The sequence below is a fragment of the Microcoleus sp. AT3-D2 genome (assembly GCF_036705715.1).
In the GTDB taxonomy this organism is placed as follows: domain Bacteria; phylum Cyanobacteriota; class Cyanobacteriia; order Cyanobacteriales; family Microcoleaceae; genus Microcoleus.
Genome location: NZ_JAUBVE010000099.1, coordinates 1 through 20,638, shown reverse-complemented (window position 1 = coordinate 20,638; position 20,638 = coordinate 1). Strand labels below are relative to the sequence as shown.

The window sequence follows — 20,638 nt, the reverse complement described above, 5'->3', positions numbered from 1 at the left end:
TTAAATGGCTTAATTGGTAGACCGCCAAAAACTGCACAACAAGTATAAATACTTATTGCAAAAGTGACATGCTCCCGGTTTTTTTGTCTGTTTTGTCATCAATTGTTTTGAGGATTGCTAAGGCTTCCTGATAGAACTTCAAGGCTAATTCGTAATTTCCTAGTCTGGAGTGATTGCTCGCGATCGCGTTTAGATTTCTTACTTCACCCCCGATGTCCCAACTCTGCCCGCTAATAGATAGTGAGGGTATTCTGGCAATTTTTAAGGATTTATTGTAGAAATTCAAAGCCAGTTCATACTGTCCTAGCGCCTCGTAAAGTCTTCCGGTATTAGACAGCATTGCTGCCCGAACCTCCGTCAAATAAGCTGTAGGAATTGCTAAAGCTTGCTGATAGAAATCCAAGGCTAATTCATACTCTCCCAGGCTAGTGTAAGCTACCCCAATTTGGTTGAGAGTTAACCCTTCCGCTTCCTTCTGACCAAGTTTTCTATTAATAACCAGAACTTGCTGAAATTTCTCTAAGGCTTCTCGATATTGACTTCGCTCAACCAGTTCACGACCTTGCTTGCCGTAACTTCTCCCCATCATATTGAGGGTTACTAATTCCCCATCGCCATCGCCTACCTCCCGTCGAATAGGCAAAGCTTGCTGGAAGTAATCTAATGCTTGCTCATACTCTTTCTGGTTGTAGTAAACATATCCAATGTAGTATAGGGTTTCCCCAATGCCTGTCTTGTCGCCTATTTCTTGATAAATCGATAAGGCTTCCTGGAATTTCCTGATAGCTGCTGCATAGCTGTGCCCTGCATTCAGATATTCACCTTCTCTGAATAGGCGATCGCCTATAGCTTTCCGATCTTGATTTGTTTGCGCCTGCGCGACTAAAGGCGAGAGACTCAAGGTAGATGGTAACAAGGGAGAGGTTAGCGAAAGCAGCAGAGTGGCAAAGCTGAGGCTGACTAAATGTAGACGCATGGTTCAATCCTTCATACAAGAGAAGGTACGGATTGCTATCAATTTGACATATTTTGCATCGATTGTGAGGATATCCATGAAATCGACTAGCACAGTTGCTCTGATAATAAATATGTGGGCGTTCAGTGGCTGGGGATGGGGAATCGCTCAAGCCGCCGAACCTAATAGCGGGAGTTCTTTTAAAGAGTGGTGCCAAAAGCAAGCCAGTTTGTCAGCCGAGGCGAGAATAACTGTAGAGGTGCTGTTAGCAAAAGCAGGTACAAATGATTGCGAACTCGGTGCCAAAAATCTGTTAAGTCTCACTAAACTTTACCTCGGCCAGAAAGGGATCAGTGACCTGAGTCCCTTAGCAGAATTGACAAACTTGGAAGAGCTTGACCTCCACGACAACCGAATTATAGATGTCAGCCCTTTGGCAAGATTAAAAAACCTTAAGAAGCTTTCTGTCAGCCTCAACCAAATCGCTGATATCAGCCCTCTAGCAGGACTAAAAAACCTGGAGTCACTTTCCCTTGGCAACAACCAAATTGCTGATGTTAACCCTCTAGCAGGACTCACAAATCTAACTTCGCTTGCCCTCTACAATAACAAAATTACTGATGTCAGACCGCTAGCAGGAATGACAAAATTAACTGGGCTCGATCTTGACAAAAACCAGATTGCAGATGTTAGAGCTTTGGCGAGGCTAACAAACCTAACTCGGCTCGCTCTGATTGCCAACAAAATCGCAGATATCAGCCCTCTAGCAGGACTGACAAACCTGAAGAGGCTTGACATTGAAAGTAATCAACTTAAAGATATTAGCCCTTTAGCAGGACTAAACAACCTGAATCAGCTTAACCTCACTCTCAACCAAATCAAAGATGTCAGCCCTCTGGCGAGACTGAAAAACCTGAATGAGCTTATGCTCACTCTCAACCAAATCAAAGATGTCAGCCCTCTGGCAGGATTGACTAATTTGGATTGGCTTAATCTTCGCTTCAACCAAGTAGAAGATATCAGCGCTCTGGCAAAACTGGCAAATTTGACTACGCTTTATCTGCACGATAACCAAATTAAAGATGTTAGTTCTTTAGCAGGAATGACAAAGCTCAAGCAGCTCGATCTAGAATACAACCAAATCAAAGATGTCAGCTTTTTAGCAGAAATGACAAATTTGGATCAACTTAACCTTGAAGGTAATCAAATAGATGTCAGATCTCTGGTAGGACTAAAAAACGTAAGTTCGCTTAACCTTGAGAATAACAAAATCAAAGATGTTAGCTCTTTAGCAGGATTAAAAAATCTGAGTGCGCTTAACCTCGACAACAATCAAATCCAAGATGTTAGTCCTCTAGCGGGACTGACAAACCTCAGTTGGCTCAATCTTGAAAGCAACCAAATCAAAGATGTCGGCCCTCTGGCGAGGCTGATAAATCTGAAGTCTCTTAACCTTAAAGGCAAGCAAATTGAAGATGTTAGTCCGCTAGCGGGACTGACAAACCTCACTGGGCTCAATCTTGAAGGCAATCAAGTCAAAGATGTTCGCCCTTTGGCAAAACTGATAAATTTGTACTCGCTTAATCTCCGCTTCAATCCAGTTGCAGATTTCAGTCCTCTAGCAGCACTGAAAAATCTGAGTTCGCTTTATGTGGCAGATAATGCGATCGCGCGGCAAAGTTGTCCAGTCAGTAGGTTAGAAGTTTGCAAGTTTTGAGAAAAATGCGTTGCTGAACTTGCAAACCCTCTTTCCGATCGGAATTTACTCAACATCTGGATTGACTCCGAGCGATCGCAACTGTTCCAACAATTGCTGAACCCGTTGACGTTCCTCAGCTAGAGCTCTTTCCATTTGCTCGGCGCGAAGACGTTCCTCCTCGGCACGTTGGCGTTCCTCCTCGGCACGTTGGCGTTCCTCCTCGGCACGTTCTGCTGGCGTCGGTATCCAACCAGTCTCATCGTACCAACGCAGCCACAAACCGACTGTTCCCTGATAGCTACCTTGCCACAATCCCAATCCCAATTGCATTTCTTCCAGCCACAAACGTCCATCTGGCAGAGATAAAGCTTCGTAACGAGTGCCATTCAAACGAAAAACACGTAATTGGTTTTGATAGCGATCGTAGATAATGTAGTAGGGAATTCTTAAAATTCGCTCGTATACTTCCCACTTTGTCGGAGGTCGATCGACTCTTCTAACTGTTTGTCCCAAATCTTCTTCTTCTGTTCCGGGAGAGAGGAATTCAACTATTAAAAATGGGTTAACTCCTTCTTGCCAAACTACATAGCTTAAGCGTAAATTTTCCTGTTCTTGAAAACGGGAAACACCTAAAACTAGAAACCAATCAGGACGTTTGTACCAACCGGGATGGCGGGGGTCGTAATAGAGATTGAGGTCGCTGGCAATAAATACCTCATCTGGCTGCCAATTTTGCGGTTGACAAGTTTCCCTTAGAATACTAGCTTGAATACGATGAAATTCGTCTGGCAATCCTGATTCTCCTATTAATTCACTAGGCAGATCGTACATTGTAGGCATGGTTTCTTTCGGCGATCGCGGATGAAATTGCTCTGGCAGATCCGGATCGTTGGGATCTTCACTGGGCAAATCGTACATCGTCGGCATGGTTTCCGAAGGCGGACGGGGGGGATTAGTTTGGTGCATAGCATTACATATGCGCTTTGATTGACTCCAGTGTATCTCGAAGCCAGTTGTTGTTACCGGGACTCGATCGAACACTATCCGATCGGGACTTACGCATTACCCCTATATATAGTGTCCTGTAGGGGCAATCCCCCCGTGGTTGTCCCTATCCTTGAGCCTCAAGCGTAAGTCCTGTCATATCATGTTCGGTCGATCGACCATCAGATAAGGGTAATGGAAGGGTTTACAAAATTTCGGATTTGTGCAGAATATTAAAGCGAATCCGCCCCTTATGAAATCACGGTCAATTGACCGAACATGATATTACTTATTGCGCTACATCGATCGAACGAACGCGATATTGCATCGTTGGTATTGTGCGTCGCTATGAGTTCACTGCTATTAGCGAAAATTTTTATAGCGACGCACAATACTTGAAGGGGAGTTAGATGGCCCCTCAAGTAGTTTTAACTAAAATCAGCGATGGTAATTTGGTTGGCTGATACTCCATTGAGAGTAGCTATAATTTGGTTAGTTGCTGCCAGTCTAATTAAAGTTGAATTGTTACTAGGAATAATAGAGAGTTGCGAGAAAATTAAAGTTTAAGCAAGTGCGAGGAAGTCGATATTGGCTTCAAAATCAAAAATGATATCGCTGCCATAATTGGCTAAAATTAAGAAGCGATCGCTCCCATTTCCTCCTATCAAAATGTCATCGCCGTTTTCACCGCTGGTAAAATCAGATCCGTTACCGCCCAGCAGAATATCGCTAGCTTGACCGCCGTAAAGACTGTCATTGCCTTCACCTCCACTCAAGCTATCTTGACCGCGATTTCCAAACAGGATATCTTCGCCATTATTGCCCAACAAATTATCGCTTTCTTTGCCGCCATAAACAGTGTCATCGCCGTCGCCACAGTCGAGGGAATCATTGCCTTGATTGCCCTGTATCCAGTCGTTAACGCCCAAACCGCTGAGAGTATCATTGCCACGTTTGCCGGCCATTGTATCGCTGCCGCTGTCGCCGGAGAGGCTGTCGTCCCCGTCAGTGCCGATGAGATTGGAGTTAGCTGCGATCGCTTATATTTATTTACAAGTGCCTCTTGAACGCTCGCGATCGTTCAAAAGGCGAGTTAAATCTGCAACAGGCTTCCCAGCGTACAAACGTAAAATACATAAAATGTAATACTTACTGGTATTTTACGGAACAATCATGCACAGACGAGTTTTCCAGATTGCTATTGTACTTTTCCTCCAAGTCGCCCTGGTTCTAGGCGCGTGGGCGCAGCCTGCTGCTGCCCTAACTCCTGAACAGCAGCTTTTGAGCGAAGCTTGGCGAATTGTCAACCGCTCTTATGTGGATGACACATTCAACTCTAAAAACTGGTGGTCGATTCGCGAAAAAGCTGTCAAGCAACCGCTCAACGACAGACAGCAGACTTACACGGCGATTCAGGGGATGCTGGCGAATCTCGACGACCCCTTCACTCGACTGCTGAAACCCGAACAGTACCGCAGCTTGCAGGTCAACACTTCGGGAGAATTGACGGGTGTGGGGCTGCAAATTGCGATCGACCCCCAGACAAATACCCTGACAGTGGTGGCTCCGATTGCCGGCTCACCGGCGGATAAAGCTGGTATCCAACCCCTCGATCGCATTCTGAAAATTGATGGCACTCCTACCTCAGAATTGAGCCTAGACGAGGCTGCAACTCGAATGCGCGGCCGCATCGGCACTCCCGTTACCTTGACCTTGGGGCGCGAGGGAAGGGACGCTGCTGAGGAAATTGAGCTAGTGCGCGATCGCATTGCTCTGAATCCGGTTTACGCCGAATTGCAGTCGGGGTCGGAAAATTTGCCGGTGGGCTACATTCGCTTGAGTCAATTCAGTGCTAACGCTACTGAGGAAGTCGCTCACGCGATCGACCGCTTGGAAAAACAAGGAGCCGCCGCCTACATTCTCGACCTGCGGAACAACCCGGGCGGACTGTTGCAAGCAGGGATTGAAATTGCCCGCCTGTGGCTCGATTCCGGGACGATCGTCTACACGGTGAACAGACAAGGCATTCTCGGCAGTTTTGAAGCCTATGGACAAGCCCTAACTAACGATCCGCTCATTGTTTTGGTGAACAAGGGAAGTGCCAGTGCTAGCGAAATTTTGGCTGGTGCGCTGCAAGATAACGGCAGAGCTCAACTGGTAGGAGAAAAGACTTTTGGCAAAGGGCTGATTCAGTCACTGTTTGATTTGTCTGACGGTTCCGGGTTAGCCGTGACTGTTGCTAAGTACGAGACACCGAACCATAAAGATATTAACAAGCTGGGGATTTCGCCCGATCGCGTAGTGCCTTTGGATCCCATTGCGCGCGATCAGATTGGCACCGCAGCAGACTTGCAATATCAAGCTGCACTGCAACTACTTAAAGAAAAAACCGTGCTGGCAAAGTCAGTATAAGCCGGAGTTTGAAGTTTTGAGCTTGCAACAGGGCCTCATACACAGGTATATGTCTGTCTCTGTGTTTCCTTCGCAAGGACAGGCAACAATGATCCTAAAAACTCTTTAACTCAAAAGTGATATCACGTCCGACAGATTCATCTGTCATTGTTCGCTGTGCGAAGCAATGACATAAAAGAATGATGCTATCGGACGTGATATCAAAACCCAAAACTCCTGTTCCCTTAAGGTTGCGGGGTTGATTCCTCGGCTTCGGGTACTTCGGGTTCCTGCAAAATCACCGGACGCTGCTGGGGGTCAGATCGATTGCTTTGCTCTTGCATCACAGTTTTAGTAAGACTAGGGTCAAAGTAGCGGTTAAAGTCCGATCGCGACTTATTTACTCGCCCTTGGGTAAGATTGACTTCAGCTTGGATTTCGTGCAATTTTTCTTGCACGGCCCGGTAGTGAGGCCAAAGCTGAAGCAAAGCAGAAGTGGCACAGACTGAAAGTACCATGTTGACTGCTAACTTGACTCCTGTTTCGGCCGCGAGGGTTTGGTGAGGGTAGGAACGCTGGCGGCTGCTGCTGCGACGAGGAGTAACCCGAGGGGAGTTTTTTACAGGACGCAGTGGGGTAACGGTGGGTTGAATCGCTTGCATAATTTTTTTTCAAATACCTGAGACTGACGTTTTAGAGTTCAACAGAGCAAATTCTGAGCTTAACGCACACTCGCCGCTGTTTGTCAGGGTGCTGACAGCCAAAATTGTTGAGACAAAGGTGACGCCTGAAGACGGAATTTCCCCACAAAAATGCCTGCCCTTGCAGTCTCGTCTTGCTGAACACAAACAATCTACTGCACTGTGGCAGCAATTGTCTGTATCTGTAATGCGAGAGATTTAACTGGTCAGGCAGGCGTTTTGCGGTTCGCAACTGGTGTCTGGAAACTATTTGTACAGTTCAGTTGACAACCGGAAAGCCAAGATTCCGGGAATCAAAGCAATTACGAGCGCTACGTAGACTTGGGTATCTGTTAAAGACATATTCGCAAAACTCCTTTTCGCGGGGACGAGCTTTCACCAATTTGAGACAAATTGGCGCTTTTGGGAATCATTTGTTACAACTTGCAACACAAATGGTGCGTCCGGGGAGGAGTGGCCCAGTGGCGCAGTGGCCCAGTGGCGCAGTTTTTGAGTGTCGGAGGGGGAGAATTTTTCCTTGTTTCCAGGGACTGATTCCTTCGGACGTTGTTCGGACGATCGCCTCCCACAGAATTACCGCGTTAGGTTAAGATTTAAGTGAAGGTGACACTAATGTTAGACAGAGCGGGTAATTTGCGCTGCGCTCGACCCTTGCCATTTTTAGGTGCACAAAATAGTTAATGCTAGATCAATTTCTCGACGCTTCACCCAATTTTGGAGTTGACGGCTTTTTATTATTGTTGGTTTTGGTGGCTTTGGAGGCTGTACTTTCGGCTGACAACGCGATCGCCCTGGCGTCTATTTCTAAAGGTTTGGAAGATGCCAAGGATCAGCAAAAAGCTCTCAACTTGGGTTTGATAATTGCTTTTGTACTGCGGATCGCCCTAATTTTAACGGCTACTTGGGTGATCCAATACTGGCAGTTTGAGCTGCTGGGTGCTCTTTACCTGCTGTGGCTTGTTTTCCAACATTTTACTTCAGAGACAGACTCCGAAGGAGAACATCACGGGCCCAGATTTGCGACTGTGTGGCAAGCAATTCCCATGATTGCTTTTACGGATTTAGCGTTTTCATTGGATAGCGTTACTACTGCGATCGCTGTTTCTGATAACACTTTTATCGTCGTAACAGGCGCTACTATTGGAATTATTGCTCTGCGATTCATGGCCGGGTTGTTCATCCGCTGGCTGGATGAGTTCGTTCACCTAGAAAGTGCTGGTTACATCACAGTTGGGTTCGTGGGAATGCGGTTGTTGGTGAAAGTAATTAATCCCGATTTAGTTCCTCCGCAATGGCTGCTAGTTTCCAGTATCGTCTTGATGTTTGTCTGGGGATTTTCTAAGCGTACTCCTGAGTCAGTCGAGATTGCAAAATCTCTAGAAATGGCTCTGAATCAGCCGGATGCAGAAGTTTCTGTGCGAGAAGCTCAAGGACAGAAGTCCGAAAATTAACATACTTTCCTTTCAATAAAATTAGCTTAAATCTGTCAAACCAACAAGATTGAAGGCTGATCAAAACGTGCAAAAGCCTTTCATCCCGGTGACTTTAGTCCGGGGATGAAAGGCTTTTATTTTGTAATATTGTTTCCTTCACTAGCCGATCGAACTTATAGGAGTACAATTGGGCCTATGGGAAGGCAGTTATCAAAATCAGACTCAGCAATGGTGACGCTGGTGGGATAGCGAGGGGAATTTGTTGCTGACGCGGTTGGCGGCATATTGGCGATCGATCAGAAGAGCAAACCCAACGGGATGCGATTCCCCAACTGCTGGCAATGGGTTTAACCGTAGAGCAAGTGGATCAGGCTTTGTCGCTGTCGGTGGAAAAAGTGCGATCGCATCTTGCTCATCATTAGGCAAAGTCTTCAATCGAGCGATCTCACGTTCAAGTAACTCAGTTATAGCTACCACATTCTTAAACTAGAAATTGTATTTTAATCTATTATCGCTGTAACAAATATGCCTAAAAGACTTTCCTAATCACCTAAGTCTGAGCGATTTCACTTAAGGCTTCACTAATAATCTCATCGCTGACACCTCGACGCTTCAAACTTGAAATCAAGGCTCCGATCGTCGCATCGCCCTCAAATCGCTCCAAATCTATGCGTAATCCTTGACCGATGTAAGCGCGAATCAAGGGCTGATATCCTGAAAAGCCTAACAGTGGCGCAATCCGTTTGAGATCTTCTACGACATCTTCAGGAATGCGAATTGTCACGCTGGTCATGGGACGATTGCGATCGAGTCGCTTTTTTAATGCTTCAACCTTCATACTCTGTTCGCTCCTGACGAGTTGCTTTACGTGCTGAAATGATCCGAATTACACTCTCTTCACGCTCGATGTGAACTACATATAGCAAATTCCATCGGCTATCAAGTCCAATCACAGCATCTCGCGCTTCGTCATTGCCGCTAGCATCGACAACAACGAGAAAGGGATCGAAAAAGGCTTCAGCGGCTTGCTGGAATGTAATCCCATCATGCTTTATAGGGTTGTTCCAAGCCTTCTCGTTATTCCAAACAAACGTAATGCCATTGAGCACGAAAGACACATCCATGTTTCATAGTATAAGCATGGCGTATTTACATTGTCAATACGAATTTTGGAAAAAGCGATCGCGGCGATGGCAAAGAAAGATGAGGTTTCGCGGTTCAGGTTGCGGAAAGTTGAATGGTGAAGGTTTTGGGGAGTCGGCAGATTGTTGAGACGGTTTTAATTTCAGTCTCGACTTACATGAATGCAACGAAGATATCCACCCTTCTCAAAACTGTACTCAAATTTATAAAAGCTAGAATTAAGACCCTTATATTTAACTCCTTCCTTTTGACCATTAGCCTATTCAACGAAGTTATTCTCTACCCATCGTCCGCCTGAAAAATAGAATGTGAATGCTATTTTTGCAATAAGCTGATCTCTACTAATTCGATCAGAAGCAAAAGTGTAGAAATTATTGTAAGTCGCACCAGAGCCACCACCCGTCTCTAGGAGAAGTTCATAGCGTCCGGGCTTAAGCCAGATACCTTGAACTGTTGACTCACAATTTACTACTTTTCTCTCAAATGGCCTAGCTACTGCTCCAGTTACAGCATGAATAACCATGCAACTAGCGAGCGTAAAAATTTCTAATCTCTTCATTCTTCAACTTCTATCTATAATGATGATTTTCTACCGTTGGCAGAGGGGGAGGATTTTTTCCCAATTAGCAATTAGCAATTAGCTATGGCTTAGGCTTACCGACAAAGAAAGCTAAGGGAGAATTCTCACCACAAGATAACCGAACTTTAGAACCAATGGGAAAAACATTTCCTGTGGTTGTGAGTGCATATAACTTTTCGCCAGAAGGTGTTTTTAAACAATAACGATTTTCTCTGCCTAAGAATTGGCGATCGCAAATCACAACAGCCGAATCTTCATCTAAGTATAAACTTAAATCTTCCTGTCGGATCATCAATTCTCCTTCAGTAGAAACATCACAAGGAACTTTGACAAATGAATCTCCTTTAACAGCAAAACAACCTACTTCTGTTTCCCAAAAATCCTGCTTTAGCGATGCAGAAACAAAATTAGCTTGCGTCACAAACTCAGCCACAAATCGAGATGCTGGTTCTCGGTAAACTTCCTCTGGAGTGCCAAACTGTTCTAATTTGCCTTGACGCATCACCGCTACCCAATCTGAAATCGAAAGTGCTTCTTCGCGATCGTGGGTGACAAATACACCAGAGGTTCCCGTTGCTTTGAGAATCTCGCGGACTTCCTGACGCAATCTTAAGCGTACTTGTACATCTAAATTACTCAATGGTTCATCTAGTAAAATAATCGCAGGCCTAGGGGCTAAAGCACGGGCCAGGGCTACTCGCTGTTGCTGACCCCCCGATAATTCATGGGGATAACGGTTTTCCAATCCTTCTAATCCCACCAACGCTAATGCTTCGGTGACACCTTTCTGAATATTATGCTTTGACTCTTTTCCTTGATGCGTCAAGCCAAAAGCTACATTTTTCGCGACTGTCAAATGGGGGAAGAGTGCATAGTCTTGAAACACCATACCAATGTCTCGCTGTTCCGGCGGCACTGACATATTAACACTGGCTACAGTTTTTCCTGCTAGAGCGATCGTCCCTGCTTGTAGCTGTTCAAAACCAGCAATTAACCGCAGCAACGTTGTTTTCCCACAACCGGATGGCCCCAACAACCCCAGTATATCTCCTTGATGTAATGTCAGGGTGACAGATGCCACCGCCGGTGATGCTGCTTGGGCATACTGTTTTGTTACACCATCCAAATGCAGAATTATCGGTCGAGCCATTATTGCTATAAATAATCAACAACTTACTATTCTACAATAAACCAGTTTAGTGAGATTAATTATCATAAAGGCTTGACAAATGTTTACACCTACTGATAAAATAGCAGGCTAGACTTTTTACTAGCAATGAAAAATTCCCAAAAATCACTACAGCAAACAGGAATCCGGACAATCCAATGGCTATTGACCTTACGCGGTTTATCCGCTAGTGGGTGGACACTGGCGGTTATCGCTTTAGCATTGCCGATCGCCATACCAGTGATCAGTGTCTTATCCAGTATCTTTTTTGAAGCTAAAGATACATGGCAACATTTAACCGATACAGTTTTAACCCGTTATATCGTCAACTCTTTATTGTTAATGATCGGTGTAGGCTTTGGTGTTGTCGTGATTGGCGTAGGATGTGCATGGCTAGTAACAATGTGTCGCTTCCGGGCCAGTCGCGTATTTGAATGGGCATTACTATTACCCTTAGCGGCCCCAGCTTATGTGCTAGCTTATACTTATACAGACTTCTTAGAATTTTCAGGCCCAGTTCAAACTGCTTTGCGTTATATTTTTGGCTGGAGTTATGGAGACTATTGGTTTCCTAACGTGCGATCGCTCCCTGGAGCAATCTTAATGCTAATCTTAGTTTTATATCCCTACGTCTACCTATTAACAAGGGTTGCATTTTTGGAGCAATCAACTTGTACCCTAGAAGCTAGTAGAATACTGGGCTGTAGCCCTTGGCGGAGTTTTATTACAGTTGCTTTACCAATGGCTAGACCCGCAATTGTAGCAGGTTTAGCACTGGCTTTGATGGAAACTCTCAACGATTATGGCACTGTTCAGTATTTTGGAGTTGATACATTCACCACAGGTATTTATCGGACTTGGTTTGGCATGGGAGAACGAATTGCGGCCAATCAATTAGCTGCGCTGCTATTACTATTTGTTCTGGGTTTAATTTTAGTAGAACGCTGGTCGCGCAGTAGGACTAAATATTATCAAGCTAGCAGTCGGTATCGCCAACTGCAAACTTATCAGCTTAAAGGAATTCGGGAGATTTTAGCGGTAATGGCTTGTTTTATTCCGCTATTTTTGGGTTTTTTATTGCCAGCAGGTCTTTTAGTCAAGTTGACATTAGCTAATTGGCAACTCACTTTAGATGAACGTTTTTGGATCTTTGCCCGTCATAGTTTAATTTTGGCAACACTGACAGCAATTTTAGCCGTAGTTATTGCCTTGATTATGGCTTATGGCTTACGGTTATATCCTAATCTAGGAGTGCAGTTAGGAACGAGAGTTGCGGCAATGGGCTATGCTGTACCTGGTTCTGTGATTGCAGTGGGGATTATGGTTCCCATTGGAAAAATTGACAATCTATTTGATAGTTGGATGCGTGAAAACTGGGGAATTTCTACAGGCTTGTTGTTAAGTGGTACGATCGCAGCTTTGGTATTTGCCTATATAGTTCGCTTCCTAGCTGTTTCTTTAAATGCGGTAGAGTCAAGTTTGAGCAAAATTAAGCCTAATTTAGATGATGCGGCGAGAAGTTTGGGTTATAGCCCGATGCAAACTTTAGTTACAGTTCATACACCAATGATGACCGGAGGTCTACTAACTGCCATGATGTTAGTATTCGTTGATGTAATGAAAGAGTTACCTGCTACTATAATTATTAGACCGTTTAACTTTGATACCTTGGCTGTGCGAACTTATCAACTTGCCTCAGATGAGCGATTGGCTGAAGCTTCTGGCCCAGCATTGGCAATTGTTTTAGTGGGGATGTTACCGGTTATTTTATTAAGTTGGAAAATTGCGCGATCGCGCAAGTCTTCAACAGAGTTAACAGTTAACAGTTAACAGTTAACTGTTGCCTTTATTCCTTTGAAAATCAAGATGAGTAATAAAAACTTAGCAATGTTTATCCGCACTACTAGCACAATCTCTTTCTTACTGCTTACTATTTTTGTCACCTTTGGATGCCAAAAACAGGCGGCTGGTCCCCTCGAAACATTACAAAAAACTAAGCAATGTCCAGGATGTGATCTGACTGATACCAAGTTAAGTGACATGGATTTAACCAGCGCTAATCTCAATGGTGCTAAGTTGGAAGGTGCTATGCTAGAAAAGGTCAAACTTAATGAAGCCTTACTCGATAGCGTCAATCTCAAAGGTGCAAATTTAAAAGGTGCTTCTCTGGAAAAAGCAGGTTTATCTGCCGCTGATCTCACAAATGCTGATTTGAGTAATGCAAATCTCAAGGGGGCTTTTTTGCGAGGGGCTAAACTGAATAATGCCAATCTTAGTAATGCCAATTTAAGTGAAACTGACTTAAATAGTGCTGATTTGACAGGGGCAAACCTGAAAGGGGCAAACCTGAAAGGCGCTATAATGCCGGATGGTAAAATTAAAAATTAAAGTTGATTGGATTCGGCGGTTTCAACCGCCGAATCACAAAGAGTAGCTTTTTGTTCAAAAAGCCTCTATTTCCATCCGGCGCGATCGGAAATCTTTAAAGCTTCGGGGTTATTTTTGCCATACACATCAGGGTTAAGAGGGTCAGATTTGAATGTACCAAAACTGGCAACTGCAGGATCGATCGCCACACCTGAAACCACAGGGTATTCGTAATTACTCCTGGCAAAAATTTGTTGCGCTTCGGGAGTGACTAGGTGTTCTAAGAATTTGATCGCGGCTGCTTTGTTACGGGAGGTTTTGACTACACCGGCACCACTAATATTGACGTGGGTACCGCGATCGCGCTGGTTCGGGAAAAATACACCTACTTTCGCCGCGATCGCCTGGTCTGCTGGATCTTTCGATTTCATTAAGCGAGCTACATAATAGGTATTAACAATGGCAATATCGCCTACCCCATCAGCAACAGCCTTGATTTGCGCTGTATCATTTCCCTCTGGAGGACGCGCAAAATTAGCCACCAATCCTCGCGCCCAAGCTTCTGTTTTTTGAGCTCCATGAGCGGCTAACATAGCCCCAACCAGAGACTGATTATAGATATTAGTGGACGATCGCACTAAAACTTTGCCTTTCCACCGAGGTTCTGTCAGCGCCTCATAGGTTGACAATTGGGCAGGGTTCACCTTGCTTTTGTTATAAACAATCACCCGTGCCCGGCGCGATAGACCAAACCAGAAACCTTGAGGGTCTCGCAAACTTGCTGGGATTGCCGATGTCAGCACTTTTGAAGAAACAGGTTGCAGAATACCGGCTTGTTTCGCCCGCCATAAACGCCCACCATCAACCGTGAGGAAAACATCAGCGGGGCTATTAGCACCTTCACTTCTGATCCGTTCAATTAGTTGGTCAGCATCCGCCTCAACGAGGTTAACCTTGATCCCAGTTTTTTTGGTGAAGCTTTGGTACAACTCATTATCAGTGTCGTAGTGACGTGCTGAATAAAGGTTGAGAGTGCCGGTTTGGGCTGCGACAGGGGCTTTTTTGGTTATTTCCCCCACTGCCACGACAGCCATTGCTGTACCGCTGGCAAGAAAAATACGCCGAGAAATGCTCATTGTTCTATAATGATAGATTTTTTCATCTGGTAATTGACACGATGGTCTATCTACAGCCATCTATAGTCAGTGTTTTACTATATTAATGCAAGTAATTCTTATTTGATGATCAAAAGCGTAACTATTTTAGGGGTGACGCACCCGTGGTCATAAATCCGGTCTCGACTTCGCTCAATCGGCAATTTTTTTACGAAAAGACTTTGTGGTAGCCTGCAGATTAGGTAAAAAATTGGCGTTGCTCAATTTGAGGATGATTATTGTAGGGTGTCCGGCCTGGTCTGAAAATACACGCCTTCGGGTTCCTGGGCCCATCCCACAAAAAAATCAAAATCATGGCGCTATTATGCAACGCCAAAAAATTTATTTGCTTATGAAGGTTTTGATGCGTCCAGGACTGAATTTATGACACAGATTTTTGCTGACTAAGTATCACAACACTTGTTTGCAATAGACATCTCCAAAAACTCCCCAGCCCTATCCCCTGTAGGTTTCTGACTGTCTGCTGTTTGAGGGCAGACAGTGCTTTTACTAATTGCGAGGGACAACAACCTCCAGAGATTTTATTAGATTTAGCCCATAGGTAAATTTAAAAAGATTCATTAAAAAACCTCGCGCCCTCAAAAAAAAAAGCAACAGCCATCTCCCAAGCGATTCGCGTCACCGCCATGTATCAACTACCCGAATTCTCGACCAGGCTCAACAGCCACCAAGACGCTGGCTACAGTGTACACCCTACAGTTAGTAAGTTGCACACTGGCATCCTACGGATTATTTGTGTCTAATTAGCTCGTAAATTTCCACATAGTCTTTAGCTGGATAGTTCCACGAATTGTCACAATTCATGCCTTGAAGCATGAGTTTTTCAAATTCATCATGATAGTCATACCACAATCCGATCGCCCGATCGAGCGCCGACTCTAAAGCCGAGTAGTCGGTTTGGTAAAACACGTAACCGTTGCGTTCTTCCGGGAGGTGGCGGGTGTCGTAATCTCGATCGAACACAGTATTCACCAAACCGCCAACTCCCCGCACCACAGGAACAGTGCCGTACCTCAAGCCGATCATCTGAGTCAGCCCGCAGGGTTCGTAATTACTGGGAACCACAATCATATCCCCACCCGCGTAAATTAAGTGCGACAGTTCCTCATTAAAACCTAGTTCTAAATGGCAGTCGGGATTATCATTTAAAAACTGTCTTTCATGCTGGAAATGCGCGTTAATTCCCCCTTCCGTCGCGGAACCCAAAAGCACGAATTGCGCTCCCTTACTCAGAGAGTAATAAATTGCATGGTGGACGAGATGAACACCTTTTTGGTCGTCCAAACGACCGATAAAGGTAATAATAGGCTTGTCAGCATCGCGCAGTAACAGCCGATCGCGCAAAGCTTTTTTAGTTTTGGCTTTTCCTGCCAAATCATCCTTAGTGTAGTGGTGCGGAATATAGCGATCGCTTTCGGGATTCCACACATCATAATCGATGCCGTTGAGCACCCCGCGAAACTTCTCTTGATACAAATGCAAAGTGTGGCCCAAACCGTAGCCAAACTCGCCGAGGTGAGCTTCCCAAGCGTGGTGCGGCGAAACTGTGGTGACAAAGTTCGAGTAAACAATGCCACCTTTCATAAAGTTGATAGCAAAAGGGTTAAAGTTATCTCGCAGGCGATCGTACTCAAAATAATAATCCGGTCTGTGCAAACCCGTTGCTTGCAAAATATCGCTACCTCCCATGCCTTGATGTTTGAAATTGTGAATGGTATAGCAGACTCGCTGATATTCCATCCAATTGTATTTGTAAATTTCAAACAGCAGGACTGGAACCAAACCAGTTTGCCAATCGTGACAGTGAATCACATCGGGACGCTTGTTGCTTCTGAGCAAAAATTCCAAAGCGGCTTTGCTGAAAAATGCAAACCGCATATTGTCGTCATTGCAGCCGTAATAACAGCCGCGATTAAAAAAGTTATCTTGAGAGCGAGGTTCGATGAAAAAACACAACTGCCCGTGTACCCAGCCGCACAAGACATCACAGAGGATTTCGCCGCCGTACCAGGGCACAGCCAGATCTCGGTATGCCTCGTGAAGTCCCCAAATGTGGTCGTACCTCATGCAGTCGTACTTCGGTAGAATAATCTCGACGCAGTGGCCGGAATTCTGTAACTCCCGACTCAAACCGTAAACTACGTCGCCCAAACCTCCTGCTTTGATGACGGGGGCGCACTCCGAGGCAATTTGTACTATGTACATTTTTTTTCTCGCTCCTGGATGAATCAAAAAAATATTTTCTTAACTTGACAAAGTATATGATTTCTCGGCAGATAAGCAAGTCGGTCATTGGGAATAAAAGGGCGATCGGGCTCCCAGAAGCCGAATTTGCGGCGGTTGCGATCGGCGATATCGTTTCGGCATTGCTGCAACTCGATCGCAAATTCCGCAAAACATAACTCATCTTCTCGCATTTGTCAACTCAATCTTTTGAGTCAAATCGGCATTTGTCTCGTCTAGTTCCGAATAGCGATCGAATAACTCACTCAAAGCTTCTTCTCCAACAATTTCTCCATTACTGACAAACTTCTCTACCTCCACCGAACCATCACTCAAAAATTCAATTTCCCACCGTTCCCCAGGTACAGCTACAATTACCATCATAGCTTCATCCCGATGATGCGCTAAACTGTAATCGATCGCCTGTTTTTTCAACTTTTGCAAAAATAATATTAGTTGGTCAAATCCATTATTTTTCATCTATCAAATCTCCGATCGCTCAACAATTTGCGAACCATCCTAAAGGCGGAGATATTTTCTTGAGCACCTCTTTCTATTTGCTCCCATATCATTTCGCTAAATTCTTCCCCACTTGGCGAACTTGCCGGAAGCTGTGCTTGTTTTATACTACCTTTTTTACCTTTGAGAATCTCAGACACTTTCATGCCTGCAAATTTGTGTGCGATGTTTCTTCCTCCTTATCTTACATAAATACCACTCATAAATCTCATAACGCTCGACAAAAATGCAACAAGTTATCCCAAACCCATAGCATCATTTTCACATATTAATAATTTACCTTTTCCCTGATAAAACCAAACATAACCCTCCCCACCGCCTTTGCCAAAATGACCTAATTTTCGATAATCTTCTTCAATCCCCTTGGTAAATCCTTTCACCAAATCGCAATCAGCTATCAAAGTTTCACCTTGTCTGAGTTCGACAATCTTAGCAGGTGAACTTGTAGCAGCTACAACAGTAGCTTTTTGCTCGCGCAAAGCTGTAACAGCAATTCTCCACCTACCGTCATTAGAAGCAGCCACTTGTCGGAATTTCAGTTTTTTAGCACCGATAACTACATTGTCTGAACAAAACTGAAATACACCGTCATCAAACTCCCACTCCTCCGCATCCGAAAGGTCGATCGGCGTATAATGCAGGAAATGACCTTTTTGTCTCGGTTCCAGTTTCACCGTACCAGTCCCTTGATATACGGGAGCGTTGTAATCCATTTCCGTTGTTAAAGATACCCACATATCTTTCAAACGGTTATCCGTTTTATAAACACCGGAAGTCAATTTCCCCATACACCAATGCAGCGCACCTTTTTGAATTATCACTCCCGAATTATTCAAGTTAATTTCCGCTTGCTGAACCAACGGAATATTTTTAGTGGGATGGTAAAATTTATTGGTTTCTGGATTGATGTTATTTTGGACGTACCACAAATCCGTTGGTTCCAAAAGCTTGATTTCGTATTTCATAATTTACCTAGCCTATTTACGTGAAATGTGTTAAACATTTTACCCAAGCTTTGGGGCTTCTGCGCTCCCGGACTAATCTTGTGAAATTAATCTTTGGCAGACATCCTCTGCTACTGTTAAAGTATCTAGCTATCTTAGCAATAGCAGACAGCGCCCCTCCACAATTGTTGAGAAAAATTTATGCCTGCGATCGCACAATCTCCCAATTTACCCATTTTACAAGAAATCAACTCAGGATTACCCAATATTTGCGGCTCCGAAGCAGAAATTAATGTCGCAGCCAATAGCAACGAACCAATCTTTCTACCTACCACAAATCTGCGCCTGGAAAACATTCAAGCCGGATTTGCCTGCGCCCTGCATATGCACCAACCCACCATTCCTGCCGGTGCAAACGGCGAACTGATCAGCAATCTCCAGAATATGTTTGAACATCCCAACCAAGGAGACAACCACAACGCCGCAGTCTTTGCTTGGTGCTATTCTCGCATGGGAGAATTCATCCCCCAACTGATTGCTGAAGGCTGCAACCCGCGAATTATGCTCGATTATTCGGGCAACTTATTGTGGGGATTGCGCCAAATGGGACGCGACGATATCTTTGATAATCTCAAGCGGATTACCTGCGAACCTCAATATCAACCTCACGTAGAATGGCTGGGGACAATGTGGAGTCACGCCGTCATTCCCTCAACTCCCATTCCCGACATCAAACTCCAAATTCAAGCATGGCAACATCATTTTGCAGCCATTTTTGGCATAGATGCCCTCAAGCGCGTCAAAGGTTTTTCGCCCCCAGAAATGCACTTTCCCAATCACCCAGATACACTGTACGAATACATCAAAGCTTTGAAAGAATGCGGCTACCGCTGGCTGATGGTGCAAGAACATTCTGTAGAAAATCCCGACGGTTCGGGATTGTCGCAAGACCAAAAATACATTCCCAACCGTTTGGTTGCCCGGAATTCTCGGGGCGAAACTATTAGCATCACGGCATTGATTAAAACCCAAGGTTCCGATACAAAATTAGTCGGTCAAATGCAGCCATATTACGAAGCCAAAGGACGCAATAAACAACAAATTGGCAATGTCACAATTCCTTCTTTAGTGACTCAGATTGCTGACGGCGAAAATGGCGGCGTGATGATGAATGAATTTCCCAGCGCTTTTGTCAAAGCTTGGCACGAAAACCGCGAACAAGGCGGGGGAAAATCCGGTGTTGTTGGTTTAAACGGCACTGAATATTTGGAGATGATTGAAGCGGCGGGCGTTAATCCTGATGATTATCCTGTTTGTCAAGGGATTAACCAGCACAAAATCTGGCAGCTAGTCGATCCTGATAGTGCGACACCGGAAAAAGTGGAAAGTGCGATCGCACAACTCAAGCAAACAGACCACAATTTTCACATGGATGGCGCTTCTTGGACTAACGATTTGAGTTGGGTCAAAGGCTACGAAAATGTCTTGGAACCGATGAATCTACTCAGCGCTGCATTTCACAAAAAATACGACCCGCTGTTGCAGCAAGATGCTTCAGTTACCAAGCAGTTTGAATACCAACAAGCTTTGCTTTACAACTTGCTGCTACAAACAAGCTGTTTCCGCTATTGGGGACAGGGAACTTGGACTGATTACGCGCGAGAACTTTACAACCGCGGCGCTGCTTTAATGAAGTAGGAAAAGTTCGCAGTTGCGGTGTGGCGAAAAAAACGCAACTGCGAACTTGACCAAATTTAACAAACAAATAATTCCAGTGCAACCGGATTTTATATCAACAGTCATGGACGCATGGGAGCTCAGAAACCGGGTTTTTTTACGGAAATTCTTGATTGTAGCCCGCAGATTCAGTAAAAACCCGGTTTCTTTGGTCTGTGTGCGTCTAGGACTGTTACATATAGTCATTTCAAATAAATGTGAGACAGAGGCAAGATCATGATAAAATCGATAAAAATAGTTAATTAAAAAAAAATGGCTTACAGTCTAGACCTCAGACAAAAAGTAGTCAATTATGTAGAAAATGGAGGGAGTATAACGAAAGCTGCCGCCATATTTAAGTTAGGAAGAGCAACAATTTATAGATCGCTCGTTGGGAAGACCTTCGACCAACTCAGGTCACTCACCGTCAACGAAAGCTAGATTGGGAAGCCCTCAAAAAAGATGTTGAAAAAAATCCGGAAGCAAGATTAGTAGAAAGAGCAAAAACTTTCTCCGTCAGACCGAGTGCCATCTGCTATGCCTTAAAAAAATTGAAAATTACAAAAAAAAAAAAAGAACTTCGCTATAAAGAAAGAAATCGAGAAGAAAGAATGAAATATTATAGAAATCTGAGACAATT

At 44.5% G+C, this 20,638-nt stretch carries 21 protein-coding genes and 2 pseudogenes; 9 read left to right on the top strand and 14 right to left on the bottom strand.

Translation table 11 applies throughout. The features are described from left to right. Nucleotides 1-52: 52 nt before the first annotated feature. Nucleotides 53-976: a tetratricopeptide repeat protein gene (locus QUB44_RS27680; RefSeq protein ID WP_333372533.1), complete on the bottom strand. Its 924-nt coding sequence runs from the start codon at nt 974-976 to the stop codon at nt 53-55. Between the two features lie 76 nt (nt 977-1,052). Between QUB44_RS27680 and QUB44_RS27675 the strand changes: the two genes are divergently transcribed. After that, nucleotides 1,053-2,672: a leucine-rich repeat domain-containing protein gene (locus QUB44_RS27675; RefSeq protein WP_333372531.1), complete on the top strand. Its 1,620-nt coding sequence runs from the start codon at nt 1,053-1,055 to the stop codon at nt 2,670-2,672. 45 nt (nt 2,673-2,717) lie between these two features. Here QUB44_RS27675 and QUB44_RS27670 read toward each other — a convergent pair whose 3' ends face one another. Then, nucleotides 2,718-3,620 (bottom strand): Uma2 family endonuclease, encoded by a 903-nt coding sequence (locus tag QUB44_RS27670; protein ID WP_333372528.1) that lies wholly within the window; start codon nt 3,618-3,620, stop codon nt 2,718-2,720. A 581-nt stretch (nt 3,621-4,201) separates the two neighbouring features. Beyond that, a complete protein-coding gene (locus tag QUB44_RS27665; protein ID WP_333372535.1) occupies nt 4,202-4,654 on the bottom strand; it encodes a calcium-binding protein in 453 nt (150 codons plus the stop codon). Nucleotides 4,655-4,811: 157 nt separating this feature from the next. Between QUB44_RS27665 and ctpA the strand changes: the two genes are divergently transcribed. Beyond that, nucleotides 4,812-6,050 (top strand): carboxyl-terminal processing protease CtpA, encoded by a 1,239-nt coding sequence (gene ctpA / locus QUB44_RS27660; RefSeq protein WP_333372526.1) that lies wholly within the window; start codon nt 4,812-4,814, stop codon nt 6,048-6,050. Between the two features lie 224 nt (nt 6,051-6,274). Here ctpA and QUB44_RS27655 read toward each other — a convergent pair whose 3' ends face one another. Beyond that, on the bottom strand, nt 6,275-6,691 hold the full coding sequence (locus tag QUB44_RS27655; RefSeq protein WP_333372524.1) for a slr1601 family putative cell division protein: 417 nt from the start codon (nt 6,689-6,691) through the stop codon (nt 6,275-6,277). 285 nt (nt 6,692-6,976) lie between these two features. Then, the gene (psaM, locus tag QUB44_RS27650) at nt 6,977-7,072 is read right to left on the bottom strand and encodes a photosystem I reaction center subunit XII (RefSeq protein ID WP_015174804.1); all 96 of its coding nucleotides are present in this window, start codon (nt 7,070-7,072) and stop codon (nt 6,977-6,979) included. Between the two features lie 338 nt (nt 7,073-7,410). Here psaM and QUB44_RS27645 point away from each other — a divergent pair, with 338 nt between their 5' ends. Together QUB44_RS27645 and QUB44_RS27640 are read left to right on the top strand one after the other, a co-directional pair. Continuing rightward, the gene (locus QUB44_RS27645; protein ID WP_333325706.1) at nt 7,411-8,181 is read left to right on the top strand and encodes a TerC family protein; all 771 of its coding nucleotides are present in this window, start codon (nt 7,411-7,413) and stop codon (nt 8,179-8,181) included. Between the two features lie 145 nt (nt 8,182-8,326). After that, nucleotides 8,327-8,585, top strand: a pseudogene (locus QUB44_RS27640) (Uma2 family endonuclease); the annotation flags it as partial. 128 nt (nt 8,586-8,713) lie between these two features. Here QUB44_RS27640 and QUB44_RS27635 read toward each other — a convergent pair. The 4 genes from QUB44_RS27635 to QUB44_RS27620 form a co-directional block, all read right to left on the bottom strand. Then, a complete protein-coding gene (locus QUB44_RS27635; RefSeq protein WP_333372522.1) occupies nt 8,714-9,001 on the bottom strand; it encodes a hypothetical protein in 288 nt (95 codons plus the stop codon). After that, nucleotides 8,991-9,287 carry a BrnT family toxin gene (locus QUB44_RS27630; protein WP_333372520.1) on the bottom strand — a complete coding sequence of 99 codons (297 nt, stop codon included), beginning with the start codon at nt 9,285-9,287 and terminating at the stop codon, nt 8,991-8,993. The genes QUB44_RS27635 and QUB44_RS27630 overlap by 11 nt, the downstream gene beginning before the upstream one ends. A gap of 278 nt (nt 9,288-9,565) precedes the next feature. Further along, the gene (locus tag QUB44_RS27625) at nt 9,566-9,865 is read right to left on the bottom strand and encodes a hypothetical protein (protein WP_333372518.1); all 300 of its coding nucleotides are present in this window, start codon (nt 9,863-9,865) and stop codon (nt 9,566-9,568) included. Between the two features lie 82 nt (nt 9,866-9,947). Beyond that, complete coding sequence (locus tag QUB44_RS27620) at nt 9,948-11,036, bottom strand: ABC transporter ATP-binding protein (RefSeq protein WP_333372516.1); 1,089 nt, start codon at nt 11,034-11,036, stop codon at nt 9,948-9,950. Nucleotides 11,037-11,162: 126 nt separating this feature from the next. Between QUB44_RS27620 and QUB44_RS27615 the strand changes: the two genes are divergently transcribed. Both QUB44_RS27615 and QUB44_RS27610 read left to right on the top strand, forming a co-directional pair. Beyond that, a complete protein-coding gene (locus QUB44_RS27615) occupies nt 11,163-12,884 on the top strand; it encodes an iron ABC transporter permease (RefSeq protein WP_333372514.1) in 1,722 nt (573 codons plus the stop codon). Nucleotides 12,885-12,920: 36 nt separating this feature from the next. Further along, nucleotides 12,921-13,442 carry a pentapeptide repeat-containing protein gene (locus QUB44_RS27610; protein WP_333372512.1) on the top strand — a complete coding sequence of 174 codons (522 nt, stop codon included), beginning with the start codon at nt 12,921-12,923 and terminating at the stop codon, nt 13,440-13,442. A 65-nt stretch (nt 13,443-13,507) separates the two neighbouring features. Here QUB44_RS27610 and QUB44_RS27605 read toward each other — a convergent pair whose 3' ends face one another. After that, entirely contained in the window at nt 13,508-14,557 is a 1,050-nt protein-coding gene (locus QUB44_RS27605; protein ID WP_333372510.1) for a Fe(3+) ABC transporter substrate-binding protein, read from the bottom strand. Between the two features lie 768 nt (nt 14,558-15,325). Then, nucleotides 15,326-16,801 (bottom strand): glycogen synthase GlgA, encoded by a 1,476-nt coding sequence (glgA, locus tag QUB44_RS27600; RefSeq protein WP_333372508.1) that lies wholly within the window; start codon nt 16,799-16,801, stop codon nt 15,326-15,328. A gap of 56 nt (nt 16,802-16,857) precedes the next feature. On the opposite strand from glgA, the gene QUB44_RS27595 reads away from it, so the two are divergent. After that, entirely contained in the window at nt 16,858-16,998 is a 141-nt protein-coding gene (locus QUB44_RS27595; protein ID WP_333168506.1) for a hypothetical protein, read from the top strand. A gap of 1 nt (nt 16,999) precedes the next feature. Here QUB44_RS27595 and QUB44_RS27590 read toward each other — a convergent pair whose 3' ends face one another. From QUB44_RS27590 to QUB44_RS27580, 3 genes are all read right to left on the bottom strand, one after another. Then, nucleotides 17,000-17,299 carry a hypothetical protein gene (locus QUB44_RS27590; RefSeq protein WP_333372506.1) on the bottom strand — a complete coding sequence of 100 codons (300 nt, stop codon included), beginning with the start codon at nt 17,297-17,299 and terminating at the stop codon, nt 17,000-17,002. Continuing rightward, nucleotides 17,296-17,484, bottom strand: a complete 189-nt coding sequence (locus QUB44_RS27585) for a hypothetical protein (protein ID WP_333372504.1) — start codon at nt 17,482-17,484, stop codon at nt 17,296-17,298. The genes QUB44_RS27590 and QUB44_RS27585 overlap by 4 nt, the downstream gene beginning before the upstream one ends. A gap of 90 nt (nt 17,485-17,574) precedes the next feature. Further along, nucleotides 17,575-18,303, bottom strand: coding sequence for an AIM24 family protein (locus QUB44_RS27580; protein ID WP_333372502.1), 729 nt, complete (start codon nt 18,301-18,303; stop codon nt 17,575-17,577). 180 nt (nt 18,304-18,483) lie between these two features. Between QUB44_RS27580 and QUB44_RS27575 the strand changes: the two genes are divergently transcribed. After that, nucleotides 18,484-19,980 (top strand): glycosyl hydrolase family 57, encoded by a 1,497-nt coding sequence (locus tag QUB44_RS27575; RefSeq protein WP_333372500.1) that lies wholly within the window; start codon nt 18,484-18,486, stop codon nt 19,978-19,980. Between the two features lie 291 nt (nt 19,981-20,271). Next, a pseudogene (locus QUB44_RS27570) lies at nt 20,272-20,638 on the top strand (IS630 transposase-related protein); the annotation flags it as partial.